This window comes from Jeotgalibaca porci (assembly GCF_011299095.1).
GTDB lineage: Bacteria > Bacillota > Bacilli > Lactobacillales > Aerococcaceae > Jeotgalibaca > Jeotgalibaca porci.
The window spans coordinates 1547620-1566928 of the sequence record NZ_CP049889.1; the positions used below are offsets into that span (position 1 = coordinate 1547620).

Annotated in this window: 15 protein-coding genes; 9 read left to right on the forward strand and 6 right to left on the reverse strand. The window is 43.3% G+C overall.

Annotation, left to right across the window (positions count from 1 at the left end):
• Positions 1-21: 21 nt before the first annotated feature.
• Complete coding sequence (locus G7058_RS07955; protein ID WP_166063024.1) at positions 22-858, reverse strand: helix-turn-helix transcriptional regulator; 837 nt, start codon at positions 856-858, stop codon at positions 22-24.
• 171 nt (positions 859-1029) lie between these two features.
• Here G7058_RS07955 and G7058_RS07960 point away from each other — a divergent pair, with 171 nt between their 5' ends.
• Positions 1030-2784 (forward strand): ABC transporter ATP-binding protein, encoded by a 1755-nt coding sequence (locus tag G7058_RS07960; RefSeq protein WP_166063025.1) that lies wholly within the window; start codon positions 1030-1032, stop codon positions 2782-2784.
• A complete protein-coding gene (locus tag G7058_RS07965) occupies positions 2774-4540 on the forward strand; it encodes an ABC transporter ATP-binding protein (RefSeq protein WP_166063026.1) in 1767 nt (588 codons plus the stop codon). The genes G7058_RS07960 and G7058_RS07965 overlap by 11 nt, the downstream gene beginning before the upstream one ends.
• Before the next feature lie 330 nt (positions 4541-4870).
• On the opposite strand, the gene G7058_RS07970 is transcribed toward G7058_RS07965, so the two are convergent.
• A complete protein-coding gene (locus tag G7058_RS07970; RefSeq protein WP_166063027.1) occupies positions 4871-5872 on the reverse strand; it encodes a nucleoid-associated protein in 1002 nt (333 codons plus the stop codon).
• Positions 5873-6001: 129 nt separating this feature from the next.
• Here G7058_RS07970 and G7058_RS07975 point away from each other — a divergent pair, with 129 nt between their 5' ends.
• The 4 genes from G7058_RS07975 to G7058_RS07990 all read left to right on the forward strand — a co-directional run bounded on the left by G7058_RS07975 (position 6002) and on the right by G7058_RS07990 (position 10650).
• Positions 6002-6781, forward strand: a complete 780-nt coding sequence (locus G7058_RS07975) for an IclR family transcriptional regulator (protein ID WP_166063028.1) — start codon at positions 6002-6004, stop codon at positions 6779-6781.
• Between the two features lie 150 nt (positions 6782-6931).
• Positions 6932-7936, forward strand: coding sequence for a sugar kinase (locus G7058_RS07980; RefSeq protein WP_166063029.1), 1005 nt, complete (start codon positions 6932-6934; stop codon positions 7934-7936).
• Positions 7937-7975: 39 nt separating this feature from the next.
• Complete coding sequence (locus G7058_RS07985) at positions 7976-8203, forward strand: hypothetical protein (RefSeq protein ID WP_166063030.1); 228 nt, start codon at positions 7976-7978, stop codon at positions 8201-8203.
• 89 nt (positions 8204-8292) lie between these two features.
• Positions 8293-10650, forward strand: coding sequence for a glycoside hydrolase family 3 protein (locus G7058_RS07990; RefSeq protein ID WP_166063031.1), 2358 nt, complete (start codon positions 8293-8295; stop codon positions 10648-10650).
• 160 nt (positions 10651-10810) lie between these two features.
• On the opposite strand, the gene G7058_RS07995 is transcribed toward G7058_RS07990, so the two are convergent.
• The 4 genes from G7058_RS07995 to G7058_RS08010 form a co-directional block, all read right to left on the reverse strand.
• The gene (locus G7058_RS07995) at positions 10811-11125 is read right to left on the reverse strand and encodes a hypothetical protein (protein ID WP_166063032.1); all 315 of its coding nucleotides are present in this window, start codon (positions 11123-11125) and stop codon (positions 10811-10813) included.
• 15 nt (positions 11126-11140) lie between these two features.
• Positions 11141-12124, reverse strand: a complete 984-nt coding sequence (locus tag G7058_RS08000) for an aldo/keto reductase (protein ID WP_166063033.1) — start codon at positions 12122-12124, stop codon at positions 11141-11143.
• 118 nt (positions 12125-12242) lie between these two features.
• Positions 12243-12830, reverse strand: a complete 588-nt coding sequence (locus G7058_RS08005; protein WP_166063034.1) for an acetate uptake transporter — start codon at positions 12828-12830, stop codon at positions 12243-12245.
• A 241-nt stretch (positions 12831-13071) separates the two neighbouring features.
• Positions 13072-15039 (reverse strand): S9 family peptidase, encoded by a 1968-nt coding sequence (locus G7058_RS08010; protein WP_166063035.1) that lies wholly within the window; start codon positions 15037-15039, stop codon positions 13072-13074.
• 536 nt (positions 15040-15575) lie between these two features.
• On the opposite strand from G7058_RS08010, the gene G7058_RS08015 reads away from it, so the two are divergent.
• The 3 genes from G7058_RS08015 to G7058_RS08025 all read left to right on the forward strand — a co-directional run bounded on the left by G7058_RS08015 (position 15576) and on the right by G7058_RS08025 (position 19307).
• Positions 15576-17240: a peptide ABC transporter substrate-binding protein gene (locus tag G7058_RS08015; RefSeq protein WP_166063036.1), complete on the forward strand. Its 1665-nt coding sequence runs from the start codon at positions 15576-15578 to the stop codon at positions 17238-17240.
• 86 nt (positions 17241-17326) lie between these two features.
• Positions 17327-18268 carry an ABC transporter permease gene (locus G7058_RS08020; RefSeq protein WP_166063037.1) on the forward strand — a complete coding sequence of 314 codons (942 nt, stop codon included), beginning with the start codon at positions 17327-17329 and terminating at the stop codon, positions 18266-18268.
• Positions 18261-19307, forward strand: a complete 1047-nt coding sequence (locus G7058_RS08025; protein WP_166063038.1) for an ABC transporter permease — start codon at positions 18261-18263, stop codon at positions 19305-19307. Before G7058_RS08020 ends, G7058_RS08025 begins: the two co-directional genes overlap by 8 nt.
• Positions 19308-19309 lie beyond the last annotated feature (2 nt).

The following is a 19309-nucleotide window of genomic DNA, read 5'->3' on the forward strand; positions in this document are numbered from 1 at the left end:
CTGGACAACATGTTTATATTTTTATTTCGGCCGTTTTGCGTAGTCTGTTGGGGAGCTACCGTAATATTTCTTGAATAATTTACTGAAATACAAAGCATCTTCGTAGCCGATTAAATGGGCGGTTTCTTTTATAGAGATATCATCTGCGCTATCCAATAAGACTTTGGCTTTTTCCAAACGATAGCGGATCAAATAGTTAATCGGGGATTCACCAAGTTGCTCTTTGAAAATGCGAGAGACGGTGGCGGGGCTGGAGAAAAAGGCTTCCGCAATTCCATTAACAGTTAAATCCTCGCGGTAATTCGTTTCGATATAGAGCTTGATTTGATCCACTAACTGTTGCCGTTCCAACTTTTCGTCAGTGAGTAGCAATTCCTTATCTTCCCTTTGTTCGGTACTTTTATCACGTAGAATATAGACCATTAATTTCAAAACCAATGCCTTCAAAATAATGTCGTAGCCGCTTTGGCGTTCTTTGCGCTCCTTCACGATTTCAGTACACGTTTCGAAAAAGGCATCTTCGTACTCGCTCAGATGAACGATGGTTGTATCCAATGGGAAAAAGTCGCGCGGAAAACGATCAATTGAAAAACGGCGGATACCAATATGAATTTGCCGATTATACATGCCTTCAAAAGCCTGCTCGTAATGATATACGCCGGGATTAAATAATAAAATGGAACCTTTACTCAAGAGGTGTTTTTTACCCTCAATCGTATATTCTGACTGGCCTTCGATTAAAATAGAAAGTTCGAAAAAATCATGATAATGGTTCTTTCCTGCCGTCGGACCAACCATTTCTGAATCGAATACGTAGAGAATTTCGGGATTGAAAGTTTTGGAATCAATCTTCAACATCGTGTAACCTACCTCCTGTCTATCACTAAAATTATAGCGTTTCCGGAGCGAACACGCTATGAAAATGTTCTCTTGATAACTTTGTCCATCCTCATTGAGTGTATCGTCCATTCGGTTCGTCACCGATACCCTTTAAAATGGTTTGTAAATACTAAGAAAGGTGGAATCACGATGAAAAGTAGTATCAAATGGGTTAAAAGTTATTTGAAACCTTACCGTTTCGGTTGGTTCTGGGCCAGTCTGTTGACAGTTATTATTGCCCTGACTAACGTTATTACACCCTATATCGGCGGTACAATCGTCGATCAAGTCATTCTCAACAACCGAACAGATTGGTTGCTACCCTTATTAGGACTCATGATTGCTGTAACCATAACGCGGATGACCCTGCGTTATATTTATCAAATTCAATTCGAACAAATTAGTCAAAATGTGTTATTTAAGATTCGTGAAGATTTATATGTGAAACTACAGGAACTCGATTTTACATTCTTTAACACAACCCGGGTAGGAGACATCATGGCACGGATGACAGGCGATACCGATGCTGTTCGTCACGCAGTCGCCTGGGCGTATTATAATATTTTGGATCATGCCGTCTTATTTATCTCAGCACTTATTTTCCTGGGAGCCATCGAATGGCGCTTAACTTTAGCGTTGTTGGTAGTCACGCCTTTTATCGCAGTTTTTACCGTCTTACTCTCACGACATGCAGGCCAAGCTTTCTACCAAATTCGTGAAAGTTTTTCGCGTTTAAATACTGTTGTCGAGGAGCATATCGGCGGAAATAAAGTCGTTCGTGCTTTCGTAAGGGAAGACTTTGAAATTGAGAAGTTCAATCGTTTCAACGAAGACTTTCGTCAACGCAACTTGGACTCCGCTGCTATTTCAGCGAAATACTTACCGATAATCGAAGTGTTCGCAGGCTTCCTTTCGATTATTACAGTCGGATTGGGTGGTTTGTTTGTTATCAACGAATCGATGTCTTTAGGAGATCTGGTTACCTTTAACGGCTTGATCTGGATGTTAAATGTTCCGATGCGCAGCTTAGGGAATCACGTCAATGACTTGCAAAACTTCGATGCTAGTACTCAAAAAATTCGTCAAATGCTGGCAGTGAAGCCGCAAATTCCGATTGAACAACGGATTGAGGTACCCCGTTTGCAAGGAGATATTACGTTTGAAAATGTGTCCTTTGCTTTCTCAGATGAACCGGAAGTAGATGTATTACATGACATCAATTTCAGTATTAAAGCCGGTGAAACGCTGGGTGTATTGGGCGAAACAGGTTCTGGGAAATCGACGTTGGTGAACTTAATTTCACGGTTCTTTGACCCCACGGCAGGTCGGGTATTAATCGACGGTATTGATATTAAAGAAATGAACGTTCTTAACTTGCGTCAGCAAATCGCAGTGGTGATGCAGGATGTGTTTCTTTTCTCGGATACGATTAAGCACAATATTATGTATGGTGCGCCGCGGGTTCCGTTTCAACGGGTTCAAAAAGTAGCGCAAGTAGCTGATGCGAGCCAGTTTATCGAGCGGATGCCGGATCAATACGATACTTATTTAGGTGAACGTGGAAGTGGTTTGTCAGGTGGTCAGAAACAACGGCTATCGTTAGCACGTGGTTTGATTAAAGATCCAGCGATTTTAATTTTGGATGATACAACATCAGCTGTGGATATGGAGACGGAAGTCAAGATTCAAGAAGGTTTGCGCCAGACATCCGGCCAACAAACAACAGTCATTATCGCTAATCGTATTTCTTCTGTTAAAAATGCCGATAAGATTATTATTTTATCAAAAGGAAGAATTGTAGAACGGGGCACACATCAAGGATTGCTTGAAAAGGGTGGCCTTTATTATCAAATTTATCAAGAGCAGTTAGGACAAGCGGAAGTAGGTGAAGAAGATGGAATATAATGACACACGTACAACGAAAATAGACTTTCAAGGATTTAAGCGAATCGGAAGTTACTTGAAACCTTATGGAGCAGCTATTGGAAAGATTCTGGCGATGTTATTGTTTTCTAACTTCGCCATGATTTTGGGGCCTTTCCTCATCAGTTATGTGATTGACACGGTCATTCCGAATCAAGACACCAACGCGATTATTTGGATTACGGTGTTTTATACGACCGTCTCTGTTCTGAATGCCGGTGCGATTAAATACCGCATTTACCATATTACGAAATTAGGACAGGACGTCCTGCGCGACATTCGCTCGGATCTGTTTAATCACATGCAAAAACTTGGCTTTCGCTTCTTTGACAGCCGGCCGCACGGGAAGATTCTGACGCGGGTAGTTAACTACATCAATGCTTTGAGTAACATTTTATCATCCGGTTTAATTACGGTTATCTCGGATATCTTGAGTATTGTTGTGACGCTGGCGATTATGCTGTCCATTGATGTTGTGTTGACACTGTATAGTTTCATTTTGCTGCCGGTCTTGTTCGCAGTAACGATGATTATTAAAAATAAACAGCGTCTCGCATACGAAGAATTGAGCGCGAAACAATCGAACTTGAATGCGTATATTCATGAATCGATTGAGGGAATTAAAACCACCCAATCGTACACACGTGAGGGGATGAACTTTGATATTTTTGCCGATGTCAGCAACCAACAAAGCGTGGCTTGGATGAAAGCTGTCCGCGCCCAATTTATTCTAGGGCCGATTGTGCAAGTCATTTCGGTCGTAACGATTTCCTTCATTTATTTTGCGGGGGTTCGCGGGCTCGGCGTAGACGTTTCAACGGGTGTGTTGATTGCCTTTGTCGCATACGTGACAAACTTCTGGAACCCGATTATTAACTTGGGTAACTTCTACAACTCGCTCGTTTCCGGAACGGTTTATTTGGAACGCGTCTTTGAAATGATGGACTTGGAGCCGATGATCAAAGATGCACCGGACGCATTCGACATGCCCCCGGTTAGAGGAGAAGTTCTTTTTGAAAATGTGACGTTTGGTTACAAAGAGGGGCAGAACATTTTCGAAGGCCTCTCCTTTAAGGTGAATCCAGGTGAGACGATTGCCCTGGTTGGCCCAACTGGAGCTGGTAAATCAACGATAACTAACTTGATTCCCCGTTTCTATGATGTGCAGGAAGGGAAAGTCATGGTGGACGGAATTGATGTCCGCGATGTGACATTGTCCTCGCTGCGTACGGAAGTTGGGGTCATGCTGCAAGATACGTTCATTTTCTCCGGAACGATTATGGATAATATTCGATATGGAAAATTGGATGCGACAGAAGAAGAAATTATTGAAGCTGCTAAAGTTGTGCGTGCGCATGATTTTATCAAGGATCTGAAAGGTGGGTATCAGACCTATGTTCAGGAGCGGGGGAGTACCTTATCAGCCGGGCAACGCCAACTGATTTCCTTTGCAAGGACATTGTTATCTGATCCGAAAGTTTTAATTTTGGATGAGGCGACCTCTAGTATTGATACGCAAACGGAAGTGCTGTTGCAAGAAGGATTGGATCGTCTGCTAGAAGGACGAACTGCCTTTGTAGTAGCACACCGCTTATCGACGATTCGTAACAGTGACCGCATCTTCTTTATCGGCGACCGTAAGATTCTCGAATCCGGCAGCCATCAAGAGTTGCTGAAACAACGTGGTCGTTACTATCACTTGTACAAGACACAATCAGAGCTGTTGAAGAAAATGTAAGAGACGGAAAAGCCCTGGACACCGCGTCCAGGGCTTTTATTTGGGTTGGTACCGGCGTACAGATTTTTTGTGAGGGCTGAAAGCCGGTAAAACGTTCGAACCACCGGCGTCCAGCAATTACGTCCGGACTGAAAGCCGGTAAACCAGCCGAAATACCGGCGTTCAGCAATTACGTCCGGACTGAAAGCCGGTAAACCGCTCGAACCACCGGCGTCCAGCAATTATGTCCAGACTGAAAGCCGGTAAAACACTTCTGCCGCGAACTTCAAACAAAAAAGCACGAACTTCATAGAGCCATCCCGCCCTCGAAGTCCGCACTTATCTCATTGGTTAAAATAAATTCTTAATTTTCTCAATATTCTTAATCATAACCGAAATTGTACCATCCGGATTGTTGATAAACTCCACAACTTCCGCATCTTGATACAAGTCCATAGGGATACTAATCTCAATCCCATTATCCAAACGTAATTTTTGTTTTGAAAATTTCGGTCCTGCGACTGCCACTTCAGCCGGCGCACGGTCTACATAGCCCAGCTCCTCAACTTCTTGGAAGAATTTTTCCTTCTTCGCGTAGTTGTCGCCAAACAAACGATCCGCTACGACCTGATTATCGATCACGTTTTCTTCTTCCATACTATGGACAAGCGCCTGTTTCGTTTCCGCCAGGGCTACGAACTCCTCATCGTTAAATGCCTTGCTCGTTTTCTGAACCGCCTTTTTGATCATTGCAATATTTTCTTTCAAACTTGGCTTCGGTTCATCCTCTAAAAACATTTCGGTAAAATAAAACCGCTTCTCTGCCAGCTCGGTGATCATATGCTTCTTCTCGAGCACGTGATATTGCATCGATTCTAAGTTCAAGACCATCCCTTCCTGAATCGCTTGGCGCGCACTCGGCAAAATTGCCCGGTTCACAATCAGGTGGTTTGTCAGCGTATCATCTTCCTGCGAAACGTGGTGCGTAATACTATCTGAATAGTTCAATTTGAACATCCCCAGACACGCAACTTCGTCCAGTGTAAACTGAACAAATAATAAATCTGCCGCCGGAATTTCGTAGTTCAATTTTGTAATGCCGTAAAATTTATCCGTCAAAGCGCGGGTCGCCGCTACAAAATCGTCCTTCACATTTGCCAGCATCCCCACAACCGGACTATCTTCCGGTAGCGTGCCTTCTTTCATATTGTCGGAATCTTCGACTTTTTCAATCATTGCGTGGATGTAGTCCAACGTAAATTTCTCCGTAATATCGAGTCCTGCCAATGAGTAAATCGGTTCATTTGTATTAATGTCGAGTATATGCAAAATTGCCTGTTGAATATAGATCATTTTGTCCCTCCGTTTTGAAATCACAACTAACAGTATCTCACAAAAACGCACCCCGCGACACAACAAACCTTTACTAAAACCAAAATATCCCTTATATTTTAATCAACAGTTAGAGAATGGAGAAGAACTATGACACAGACACAACCGTATGGAACGGTACTGATTAAAGCAGATAAAATTCTCGATTTCCTGTCATCTGCCCATGCGCCGCAGCCGTTACACGCCATCGCAAAAGCAACTGAAATGACCAATCCCACAACCCTTAAAATACTGGGAACGTTGGAACTTATCGGGTACGTCACTAAGAATGACACCGACAAAACCTATGTCCTCGGAAGCGGTTTGGTTCGTTATGCCAACCAATATTTAGCCAACTTGGATATTTCCAAGATCGCGTATCCTTATTTAAAAGAATTACATGACAAACTGGACGAAACGGTCCACCTATCTATCCGTGAGGGTGATGAAATCCTGTATGTAAATAAGTTGGAGTCCATGCGCCCGATTGTAGTAACGACCTCCCGAATCGGCTATTCTAAACCGATGTATGCCTCCGCGATGGGGAAGGCGATTCTTTCCGAATTGCCGGAAGCCGAAGTTGACGCTTATTTAGAGCGGGTGGAGCTTAAACCTTTCACGCCGCATACCTTGGTAACCGCAACCACGCTAAAAGAAGAACTGGCGGAGATTCGTGAAAAAGAATTAGCTTTTGACAATAGTGAAGAGCAAATTGAAGTATTTTGCATGGGAGCCACGCTTTCTATAAACGGTAAGAATTACGGAGCGTTTAGTGTGAGCATGCCGACCTATCGTCGTACGCCAGAAAAAGAAGCAACTGTTGCCGAAGCAATCAGAACTGCCCGTCGAGGAATTTTAAAAGAACTTCAGAATGTTTACATGTATATTTAAAAGAGAGCAATCGTTTCTAATATTTTTTAGAAAACGGTTGCTCTCTCTTTTCTTATGGCCTATAATAAAGAGAAAGTTTCTTTAACGAACGCATGGTTTCCTATATGGAAATTAAAGCGCAACCAAAATACAAAATGAAGAGGGATACAGATGAAACACAACATCTTATGTGTAGGGGAAACATTGATGCGTTTTTCTACGCAAGTCGGAACACACTTCTACGATACTACTAAGTTAAACTTGCATTACGGTGGAGCCGAAGCAAACGTCGCTATTAACTTGAGTTCTTTAGGCCATCAGACAACCTATTTCACAAAAGTTCCAGATAACCAATTAGGCCATTCTGCTATTCGTCATACCCAAAAATATGGCGTAAACGCAAGTGAAGTTCTGTTTGGCGGCAGTCGTATGGGTGCTTACTACGTTGAGTCTGGTGCAGGTCCACGTGCGTCGAAAGTTATTTACGACCGTGCGAACTCTTCAATTTCAGAAATGAAGATATCCGAAGTTGACGTGGATGCTTTGTTGGAAGGGAAAACGATGCTCCACATCACGGGCATTACTGCTGCGCTTTCAGAAGACAGCCGCGAAATGACCAAAGAGTTAATGAAGAAAGCGCATGAGAAAGGCATTACTGTCAACTTTGACGTAAATTACCGTTCTAAGCTATGGACGATTGAAGAATGTAAAATATTCTTGCAAGACGTTCTTCCGTACGTGGATTATCTTTCAGCTGGAAAACGCGATGCCATTACATTCTTTGGAGTCCCTGAAATAGAAGAGCAAGAGAATGAACTGGATTACTATTACCAAAAAATGAATGAAATGTATCCTAACATTAAGATTTTCTACTCAACGTTGCGTAACGTTATTTCCGCAACGCACAATACTTTGCAAGGAACATTCTGGAAAGCGGGCGTCACGTATTACTCAAAAGTGCAGAACATGGATCACATCATCGATCGTATCGGAGGCGGCGATGCTTTTGCAGCCGGCGTTATTCACGGTATTTTAGAAAATAAAGATCCGGAATACACTATTAACTTCGCAACGGCATTTTCTTCATTGAAGCATACTGTAAACGGCGATGTTTCACCGTTCTCAGTCGAAGAAACAGAAAAAACAATGACAGCTGATGCGTCAGTGGAACGCTAAAAAAATAACAAAAAGCTATTCATTTGAAGGAGTGGTTGTATGTTTTGGGATTGGCGCGAATTTCGAACACTTTACAAAATGGAAGAGATGAATGCTGTAATAGCGGCACTGCAAAAAGAGCACATTCCTTACAAAGTGAAAACCAATACCCGTCTCGGCGCTAACCGGTCCTATGCCGGCACTACCGGGATGAAAACAGATACCCTTTATGAATACCGTATTCTCTTAAAAAAAGAAGATTTGGAGAAAGCTGCTTACTTTATTTAAATAAGCAGTTTTCACTCCAATAACCGTCTTTGTAAGCCCTTTCTTTTCGTGGTGATGCTAAAGTTAAATTTAAATCGGGAGGGAATAGAATGGTAAAGAAAGCACTGGATTTTGATAAGTCGCTTAAAAATGGCTACATCGAAGCGCCGTATCAACTAGAAGAAGGCGAAAGTATCAATGGGCAGTATTTGGAACCTGTATTTTTCGAAAATGAAAATGGTCCGACGATTGGTGTAACAACGTGTGGTGTTCTTGTTCAAGACGGTTTGTATTTCAAAGATATGGATAATTCACGGAAAATGGCGCCTTATAAAGATTGGCGTCTCGATGATGAAACGCGTGCGAAAGATATGGTCCGCCATATGCGCTTGGATCAGCAGGCCGGTTTGGTATTGAATACGCTGTGGAATTCACCAGTTGCCCCAAGTCGCGATGCAGCAATGAATGAAAATAACGAATTGCAATTTGATAAAATATATAAAAAGCATGACCCATCTGCAGAGCTTCCGGCATCACCGCTGCCGGGCGTTTCTATGGCAGTAGATGATAAAGACGTGTTGGAGCGGAAAATAACAGGCGGTGTCTACCGTGGCGAGATGGATATCGAAGCAGCGATGAGCGCGCTCTATCATAATGCTGGCACGCAGATGTTGGAATATGAAGCGTGCAACGGTGGTGTGGCAATCCCGTATTCTTTGCACACAAATCCGATTAATATCGGTTACCCTGATTCATTGGGAATTGGGGCGGCGGTGATGGGGGATGAGAATTTTGAACTCGTTTACGAAATGGCTCGTGTTGACCGCAAGATGATGAAAGCAGCGGGTCAGAATATTATGTACGGCCCACAAGTTGATATCGCGACGGATCCGCGTTGGCCGCGAAATAGTGGAACATATGGCGAGCGCAGTGATATCGCGGCCGGGATTGTTTCGGAATTGGTAAGAGGGTATCAAAATGGAACTGAAGGTTTAAATGAAGAATCAGTTGTTTTGACGGTGAAACATTTCCCGGGAGATGGACCGTCTGAAAACGGCTTTGAGTCGCACATGCCAATTGGCCAATACCGCCTTTACCCAACGGAAGGTTCGTTGGAAAAGTACCATCTGGCACCATTCCAGGCTGCATTTGATATGAAAGCTTCTGCAATCATGCCGAACTATTCCCGTATTTCAAATGACAGCCGCAGTGTGCCGCAAACGTATCGCGGTAAATCGGGAGCCAAAGAAGAAGTGGGGACGGCTTATAGTAAAGAACTGTTGGTGAATTTGGCACGTGACGAGATGGGCTTCGGCGGGTATGTGAACTCGGATTCGGGTATTACAACTGTTCAAGTTTATGGAGTAGAAAATCTTTCAGTTCCCGAGCGTTATGCCAAAGCGATTGCAGCGGGGACAGATGTTGTTGGAGGAAATGCAGATCCTGAAAATATTGTGAGGGCCGTGGAAGAAGGGTATCTGCAGAAATCAGACCTGGACCGCGCCAGCTATAATCGTCTCTTGAGTTTATTCAAAACGAAACGAGTCGACAATCCTTATTTGGATCCGGATTATGCCAACCAAGTGCGAGAAGAGAATCTCGATTCGGCCAAAAAAGAGGCTTATCTTGCGAACCAAAAAGCAGTTGTGTTGGCGAAGAATGAGGCGGAGGCTCTACCTTTAATTGCTAAAAAATCTGTGTATATAAAATGCTTTAAAGGAATTGATACCGGGGCTTCGTTCATGGCTGCGGCAAGAGGGAAGAAACATGAGCCGAAAGATGAAGAAGAGAAATTACATGCCTTCATCGTTTCATTGTTCCAGGAGCAGGGCTTTACTATTGTTGAAAATCCCGAAGAGACCGACTATGCCTATTTCCACGTTTGGCCGATTTCGAACGGGATGGTATTTAATCAATTCGCAACGCCGGTAATCGAAATGGTGGATAATGGACTGTTCGACGAACGTGAAGTGAACAAGAGTCAGAAAAGATCTGGCAAAAAAGTCTCTATTACCACGTTGAAGGAAGTAGCGGAAATTAAAGAGATAAGTGAAATCGTTCGTCAAAATGGCGGTAAAGTGATTGCGACGTGTGTGGTTACTAATCCATGGTTGTTGGACAAGTTGGAACCGTTCGTGGATGCCTTAACTTTCCAATATACGACGAGCAAAGTTGCGCTACACAATGCGATTCGCGCTCAGATGGATGTGTTGGTGGGGGCGTATAATCCAACCGGTAAGATGAGTCTGACTATGGTTTCATCTCTGGAAGTGATTGCCGTTCATGAACAAGAAATCGCGGGCGAAATACGTGAAGTCTGCGTTTCCCCAAACGATGTGCCGGGATACGATAAGGACCCATACATTGCGCCAGAAATATTGGCGAAAGTAAAAGGTGGTAGCTACGCCTACTGCGATGCAAGCGGAAATTACTACCGCGCAGGATTTGGCCTAAACTATCCCAAATAAAAATAGTCTGTACAACAATTGAGGAATCCCTCAAAGTTGTACAGACTTTTACCAAAAGTGTGCACAACTTCCGCTAAAAAGCGAAAAGTTGTACACACTTTTTTGTTGGGGCGTAAAAGTGCTCATTCAAACGGAAAAACCAATCTAAGTTAGCACTTTACTAGTAATCCAGCTGTCTTAAATACAAAACGATATTTTTGTCATCATCTAGCTTCGCATTGTATTGACGGATAGCAGATTCCATATCTTTTTGCAGTTTGGGTTGTTTGCTTAACAGCCCGGAAATCCAATAAATAAGTTCTGCTAAAATACCACCTGTTCCGGCTGAGCCTAATTCAAAACCCATTAACTCTTCATCCGTCAATTTCGTTTTTAACAACTTACGCACAGTTTCCCGCAGTTCCCCTTTAACAACCAGTGTTTCCTCTCGTCGTTCCAATCCCGCTAATAATTCTGCTTCATTCTGAACTTCCACCCTCAAAACCTCCCCTTAGTATGCACCGCGAATATGTTGATGTACTTTCGTCCAATAAAATTCTTCCAGGCGCGCCATTTCCTCAGCACTGTAGCCTTTTTCATCCACTGCAGCCAAGTTATCCTGCACTTGTTTTACATTCCTAAATCCAGGAATCACACTTGTGACAGCATCATTTTCTAAAATCCATTTCAACGAAGCTCGCGCTAAATTCCCACGTTCTTCTGCAATCCACGCCACTTCATTTGCCAACGCCACACCTTTTTGGAAAGGCAAACCGCCAAACGTTTCCCCGACGTTAAAGGCCTGGCCGTCACGGTTATAGTGACGGTGATCATCAGAAGAGAACGTAGTATCCGCTGTGTATTTCCCAGTCAATAAACCACTCGCCAACGGAACACGCGCCAGAATACCGACATTTTGTTCTTTCGCTTTCGGAAAAAGAACATCTTGCGGCTTTTGACGCAACACGTTGAAAATAACTTGCAAGGCGCTCGCATTGGTCTGATCTAAAACAAACAGACCTTCGTCAACCGTTTCCACACTCACACCGTACGCGCGGATTTTACCTTCTTGCTTTAATTTATCAAGAATAGGGAAGAGGTCCGTTTCCTTCAACATATTGAACGGTGCGCAGTGGACTTGGAACAAATCAATCTGCTCGCGGTTCAACCGTTTCAGGCTGTTTTCGAGATAGGTCCGAATTTGTGCTTCACTGTAATTCGCAGGATCGGTAATATCACCCATCCGTATAAATTTAGTAGCGATATAAATGCTTTCCTCACGGCCTTTAGTCGCTTCAGCAAGTAACTCCTCACTATGGCCTGAACCGTACACATCGGCCGTATCGAAAAAGTTAACCCCTGATTCAATCGCAACGTCGATAGCACGCAACGCTTCCTTGTCATCGCGCTGTCCCCAGTCGCCGCCGATCGCCCATGTTCCTAACGCACATTCACTGATTTTCATTCCAGTATTTCCCAGTTGCATATACTTCATTTATTCAGCCCCTCATCTGATTAGATGCTTTTATTATACCGTTCTATCCCGAAAGGTGGAAGGGTTTACAACTATACGTAAAAAAAGAACCCGGTGCCAAGCACCAGGTTCAAAATAACTATTTAACTTCACCAATCGGCATAACAGATTTTCCGTAAAGTTCGTTCAATACTTGTGCCATTGCCGCGTAGATTGCAGAGAATCCACACAAAATTCCTTCATAGCCAGCGATTGTCAAAATAAGTGTTGAGCCTGTGAAGTTTCCAAGCGCCAACAAGAAGAATAGAAGAGTTAAAGAGCCAAACACGACTTGAAGTGCTTTGCTAATACGCAACGTTCCGATGAACATGAATAATGTAAAAAGTCCCCACATGAACAAGTAAGCAGCCATTGATAGTGAGCCTGCAGCTTCACCATAGCCCATCAACGGTAAAATGTTCAAAGCAACCAACGATAGCCAGAAGAAACCATATGATGTGAATGCCGTTGTTCCAAAAGTGTTGTTCTTTTTAAATTCCATGATACCTGCAATGACTTGAGCAAATCCACCAAAGAAAATTCCCATTGCTAAAATCATAGCGTCTAGCGGGAAGAAACCTGCATTATGAATGTTCAACAAAATAGTTGTCATCCCAAAGCCCATTAAACCAAGTGGTGCCGGATTAGCCGTTACTTCTGTATACAAAACTGTCTTAACTTTTTCCAATTCTGATTGCTCCTTAAAGATATACTTGTGATTTACACACTAGATTGCATTATAGCCTGTTCTATCGAATTGTCAACATTTCGCAAAAAAAACAACTTGTTTTCAAAGTTTTGTGCGCAATATCCGTATCAAATAGCAATGATAGCGCTATTTTAAACGAAATGACTTTGTGAAAACAATCGTCTTTATGAAAACGAATATAATAAAAAACCGAGGAAATAATCCCCGGCCCTAAAACTTCTTAATATTTTTCCAACCACTCAAAAATCGCATCCGCACGTTTCACACGCAAGTTTGGTAAACCTTCGCGGGACAAGCCGTGATTCGATTGCGGGAAGGTAATCAATTTCGTATCTACCCCGTGTTTCTTCATTGCCACGTAAAATTGCTCTGCTTGTTCCATCGGGCAACGCAGATCTTGCTCGCTGTGCATCAACAAAATCGGTGTCTTCGCATGTGCCGCATGCGCTAGAGGAGACATCCGCCACAACCCATCCACATCAGATAAATCACGTTTCAATTGGAATTCCACAAAGAACGCGCCGACATCACTCGTTCCGTAGAAACTAATCCAGTTCGAAATCGAGCGTTGCGAAATCGCAGCCCGGAAGCGGTCCGTATGTCCGACAATCCAGTTCGTCATGAAGCCGCCGTAGCTGCCACCCATGACATAAACGCGGTCTTTATCGATTTCCGGATGTTGTTCCAACACGTAATCCGTACCGAGCATTAAGTCCGCGAAATCTTTATTTCCATAATCACCCAAGATGGATGCAACAAAATCTTGACCGTAGCCATTTCCACCACGCGGGTTCAACATAATGACGCCATACCCACGCGCCGCCAATACTTGCATTTCGTGGAAATACGATTCCCCGTAACACACCTGTGGGCCACCGTGGATATATAAAATGGCTGGATGATTCGCTTTTTCCGCAACAGGTGGCACATACCAACCTTGAATATCCCAGTCATCCGCGCCCTTGTACCAGAACATTTCCGGCTCCACAACGGCGTGTTCTTTGAAAAAGGCAGCATTCGGCTGATACAATACATCCAGCTCACCACTAGCTAAATCAAGGACTGCCAATTCTGACGTTTTCGTCAAAGTAGAATACGTCACAGCCAACGTTTCACTCCCCGCAATTAAGTGGCCATCGGTTAGATGCACGCGTTGATCAAAGACCAATTTCGTTTCGCCGTCACAATTTCCTTTGTACAACTGCGTTTTCCCGTGTTGTGTAGCAGGGAAGAGAAACTCTGTCTCGTTTAACCACTCAATCGGCAACCCATAAACATTTTGCTGGAAGTCGGCAACCATCACGTCACTGATTTCCGCATCCAAATCCGCCGTTAAACATTTTAATTCATGCGTCTTCATATCGTATCCGTAAATACGACTCAACGTCACAAACGCATATTCGAAATCATTTCCGTTTAATAGAAGGTAATCTTCATTTTTGGACATGGCTGCAAACGAGAAACTACCTTTAGGAACAGAAATGGTTAACGACCGTTTTTCCTTGGAAGCCACATCATAATAGTAAACTGTGCCGCCGTAATTCCATTCATCCGCGCTGTCCAACTCACCCGCAATGAGCAAATAACTTTCGTCATGGGCCACATAGTTTAATCGCACGCTTTCCGTGTCTTCCAATAACGTGGCAACATCACGAGACGCCACGCCGATTTTTTTAATCTGATACGTCAAATCTTTTGGTAGCATACCCATGCCGTCCAACTTATACGTCAGCTTATCAATCTCAGTCGTGTTCGGCATTTTCTTTTCTTTCAAATCGCTGTCTTTTTCTTCTTCATTTTTCTCATATGTCTGATAGTAAACTGTCGCACCATTTTCCGCCCAGCGGTAAGTGGACACACCATTCTTTTCTTCCGTCAAAGCGTAAGCACTCCCGCCATCTAGCGGCATAATCATCACTTGCATCTTCTTATCTTTGTTTGCATTTCCCAAGTATGACAAATATTTTCCATTTGGAGAAATAGTCAGTAATGCCTGGCTCGTGCCAGCATCACCCCAACGGCGGCGTTCTTTCGTCGTGCGGTCGATACTATAAATGTAAGAATGATAACCGTTTTCCTCTTTATTCGGAATTGTTTCAATATAAAAAATACGATTGCCATGCGCAACCGGCTGTCCCAAACTCTTTAAATCGAATAAACTCTCGGTTGTTACTGTTGCTTTATCCAAAAAACCGCCTCCAAATTTGTATTCACTTAATTTAAGCAAACTCTTAATCGATTGTCCAAAGATTAATTATTAAATATTGAAAGAGGGCGGCTCCGTTATTAAAATAGTCTGTACAACTCCAACCTAAATCCTCAAAGTTGTGCAGACTATCTCGCAAAGTCTGTACAACTATCAAGAATTCAGAGATAGTTGTGCACACCCTCACTCAAGTGTTCCCAAAATTAAGATTCACAACGAAATGGAACAATCTCATTCCTTCATCACCCCTAAAGTTAATAAACGCTCATTATTAGAATCCGTTCCCCTAAAATGAGAAAATAATGGCCGTATCTACGAACGATAACAAGAGGAAATAACCCTCATCATGAAAAATAATACCTCCTAGAAAACGCACGAAAACAGCATTCGTTGACTCAATATGCGGACTTATCTTTAAAAGTGTTTGACTATACATAGCACTTGAGGTTATAATCTCATTAATTAATAATTAGAAAATTCTAATTTAATGGTTTAGGACGATACTCGGAGGGATTAAGATGGCAAAGAAGGCAAAATTAAAATTATATGCAACAAGTTTAGCAGCTGCAACATTATTGGCAGCGTGTGGGGGAACCGCAACGGATTCGACAGAAAGCACAAGTAACGCTAATTCCGGAAATACGGAAGCGAGCGATAATATCCTTGATGTCCAATTCGACGTAGAGGTCGCATCTCTTGATCCACAAATCGGAACAGACGGTGCATCATTCCAAGTTGTTGCAAGTATGATGGAAGGTCTTTACCAACTTGATCCAGCAGGCAATGCCGCACCTGGTATGGCTGAAAAAACAGAAGTCAGTGAAGATGGTTTGACTTATACCTTCACGATTCGTGATGCAAAATGGACGAACGGAGATGCTGTAACGGCTCATGACTTCGTCTACGCGTGGCAACGTTTGGTAGATCCTGAGACAGGAAGCGAGTATGCATACATTATGGATATCGCTGGTGTAGAAAATGCAGCTGCCATCATGGACGGATCCAAAGCTCCGGATACATTAGGGGCAGTGGCGAAAGATGACAAAACGTTGGAAGTGAAACTGACGCATCCAGTCCCATACTTTGAAAGTTTAATGGCTTTTGTTTCTTTCTTCCCGATGAACGAGAAATTCATGACTGAAGTCGGCGCGAACTATGGAACATCTCCGGAAACAACGATTGCCAACGGTGCGTTCAAGCTAGAATCTTACGAACCACTTGCGACAAGTATTAAATTAAGTAAAAACGAAGATTACTACGATGCAGCAAATGTTGCGTTGGATGGTATGAACGTTCTCGTCATCAAAGACTCGCAACAAGCGATGCTTTCTTACCAAAACGGCGACTTGGACGTTGTAACCTTAGCAGGGGAGCAAGTGGACTTGTTCAAGGCTGATCCGGAATTCATTAACGTGCAAGATGGCTACTTATGGTATGTCTCAGTGAATACGCAAGTTGAAGGATTGGGTAACGCGAAATTAAGACAAGCAGTTGCCAAATCAATCGACAGAGAAGCAATTGTAAACACAGCATTGAAAGACGGCTCAATCCCGGCTGAATTCGCAATCCCAACAGGTTTAGCAAATGGACCGGACGGAAAAGATTTCCGGGAAACAGCAGATACATACTTGGCTCAAGACCTAGATGCGGCAGCAGCTTTGTTCAAAGAAGCAAAAGAAGAATTGGGCGCAGAAGAATTTACCTTCAGCCTTTTAGTTGAAGACACAGAAAGTGCCATTAACGTTTCACAAATGATTAAATCACAAGTCGAAGCGAACCTGGAAGGTTTGACTGTTGAAATCGAACAAATGCCGAAGAAAACACGTTTGGATCGTATGCAACAAAAAGACTACGATATGGGTCTGACACGTTGGGGTCCTGACTACGCGGATCCGATGACTTACTTGGATTTATGGGTGACAGGCGCATCTAACAACAATGGTAGTTGGTCAAACGAACGCTACGACGAAATTGTTAAATCTGCACAAACAGGTGAACTTGCAAGCGACGTGGAAGCACGTTGGGAAGCATTGAAAGAAGCGGAAGGAATCCTTCTGGACGATGCAGCCATCTTACCTGTTTACCAAAAGGGTAGCGCGGTAATGATTAAGAGCAACGTATCTGGCGTTGACTTCCATACGGTGGGTGTTCCACGCGTATATAAAAACGCAGTAATCGATTAATAGAAATTTCTGAGAGTGAAAAGGACTGGCGGAAGCGGGCACGTTGCGCGTTCCGCCTTTTTCACTTTAATAGAAAGGAACGCACAATGAAAAAATATATAGGAAAACGCATCGTTTTATCAGTTGTCACATTATTTGTTATTGTTCTCATTTTATTTGTACTCATGCAGTGGATGCCGGGCTCACCGTTCAACGATGAAAAATTGTCGTTTGAGCAACAAATCGCTTTACGCGAAAAGTATGGGCTAAACGATTCCGTTTTCGTCCAATTCTTCCGATACGTGAAAAATATGCTGACCGGCGACTTTGGAGAATCGTATACGATTTCGAAAAATACCCCCGTTTCAGTGTTATTGAAAAACCGTCTGCCGATTTCTCTCCTCTTAGGAGGGATGTCGATTGCATTGGGAACCATAACAGGTTTGGTATTGGGAATCTTCGCTGCTCTGAAACACAACACAATTTTTGATACAGCAGCCACATTCTTTTCCGTAGTAGGGGTTTCTATCCCATCTTACGTGTTTGCTTTGGGCCTCTCGTACTATTTCGGGTTCCAATTGGGACTGTTTCCGATGCTCTTTAATCAAGATCACGGCTTTGTCGCTTACGTCTTGCCGGCATTAGCCCTCAGCATGACGGTTACTGCTACGGTAGCCCGTTTCACTCGGACGGAAATGATTGAAGTGTTGAATTCCGATTATGTGCAACTGGTTGAAAGTAAAGGTGTTTCCGGGATCCAACTCATTTTCAAACATGCCTTGAGAAATGCCTCTATTTCGATCATCACAATTCTAGGCCCGCTTGTCGTCAGTTTGATGACAGGAAGTCTGGTTGTTGAGAAGATATTCTCCGTACCGGGCATCGGTCAGTTGATGATCCAGGCGATTCAATCGAATGACTATAACGTTATTTTGACGTTGGCATTCGTTTATAGCGCGATGTATGTGGCAATCATGTTGGTAGTGGATATTTTATATGGCGTCCTGGACCCACGGATTCGCTTGGCAAAGGAGAATGTAAATGGATAACACACTGCATACCCCAAAAGAAATGACACAAAAATTAGTATTTGTGGAAGATAAAGAACTTTTAATAGAAGAGAGTATTTATAAAGAAGACCCGCAGTGGAAACAAATGCTTGGGCGGGTTGCACGCAATAAAGGCTCTGTCATCGGCTTTTTCATGATTATTCTCATCTCCGGGCTGGCTATTTTTGGTCCGATGATTTCGGGATATGAATATGACCAACAAATTACCGGTCATGAGAGCATGGCGCCGCGCATTCCTGTATTAGAAAATTTAGGCATTTTTGATGGTTCAGAAACGTTGAAAACATCTACCGGCGAGCTTGTTGTCAATAAATACGAAACACTTGCTGGTGGAGAAGATGTGTATCACTGGTTTGGAACGGACGTCCTGGGCCGAGATTTATTTACCCGGACATGGATGGGGACGCGTATCTCTTTGTATATCGCATTAGTAGCGGTAATTGTGGATGTTCTCATCGGAATGACGTACGGAATGGTTTCAGGATACTACGGTGGTGTAGTAGATAACGTGATGCAACGGACGTTGGAAATCATTAACGGAATTCCGAGTTTAGTCGTTGTCACATTATTAATCATCATTTTGAAACCCGGTCTGTTGAGTATTACGTTAGCTATCGCGATTACGGGATGGATCGGCATGAGCCGGATTGCCCGGGCATCGATGCTCAAGTTAAAGGGCAGTGAGTATGTCTTGGCAGCCCGCACAATGGGCGCGAATGACCTGCAGATTATGTTCAAAGAAGTATTGCCGAACATCTTCTCACAATTGTTGATTATGTCGATGTTCTCGATTCCGAGTGCCATCTTTACCGAAGCGTTCCTGGCATTCGTGGGAATTGGTATCCCGGTACCCATGGCATCGTTAGGTTCATTGATTTCAGAAAACTTTAAGTCGTTAACGACACATTTTTATATGATTGTTCCACCCGTATTGGTGTTGGGAATTTTGATGTTGAGCTTTAACTTGCTCGCAGATGGGTTACGTGATGCGTTAGACCCAACGTTGAAAGAGGTGTAACT

Excerpts from the sequence above, each read along its gene's own strand:
- G7058_RS07955 (WP_166063024.1), bottom strand. The coding sequence starts at position 858 with ATGTTGAAGATTGATTCCAAAACTTTCAATCCCGAAATTCTCTACGTA.
- G7058_RS07960 (WP_166063025.1), top strand. The coding sequence starts at position 1,030 with ATGAAAAGTAGTATCAAATGGGTTAAAAGTTATTTGAAACCTTACCGT.
- G7058_RS07965 (WP_166063026.1), top strand. The coding sequence starts at position 2,774 with ATGGAATATAATGACACACGTACAACGAAAATAGACTTTCAAGGATTT.
- G7058_RS07970 (WP_166063027.1), bottom strand. The coding sequence starts at position 5,872 with ATGATCTATATTCAACAGGCAATTTTGCATATACTCGACATTAATACA.
- G7058_RS07975 (WP_166063028.1), top strand. The coding sequence starts at position 6,002 with ATGACACAGACACAACCGTATGGAACGGTACTGATTAAAGCAGATAAA.
- G7058_RS07980 (WP_166063029.1), top strand. The coding sequence starts at position 6,932 with ATGAAACACAACATCTTATGTGTAGGGGAAACATTGATGCGTTTTTCT.
- G7058_RS07985 (WP_166063030.1), top strand. The coding sequence starts at position 7,976 with ATGTTTTGGGATTGGCGCGAATTTCGAACACTTTACAAAATGGAAGAG.
- G7058_RS07990 (WP_166063031.1), top strand. The coding sequence starts at position 8,293 with ATGGTAAAGAAAGCACTGGATTTTGATAAGTCGCTTAAAAATGGCTAC.
- G7058_RS08000 (WP_166063033.1), bottom strand. The coding sequence starts at position 12,124 with ATGAAGTATATGCAACTGGGAAATACTGGAATGAAAATCAGTGAATGT.
- G7058_RS08015 (WP_166063036.1), top strand. The coding sequence starts at position 15,576 with ATGGCAAAGAAGGCAAAATTAAAATTATATGCAACAAGTTTAGCAGCT.
- G7058_RS08020 (WP_166063037.1), top strand. The coding sequence starts at position 17,327 with ATGAAAAAATATATAGGAAAACGCATCGTTTTATCAGTTGTCACATTA.
- G7058_RS08025 (WP_166063038.1), top strand. The coding sequence starts at position 18,261 with ATGGATAACACACTGCATACCCCAAAAGAAATGACACAAAAATTAGTA.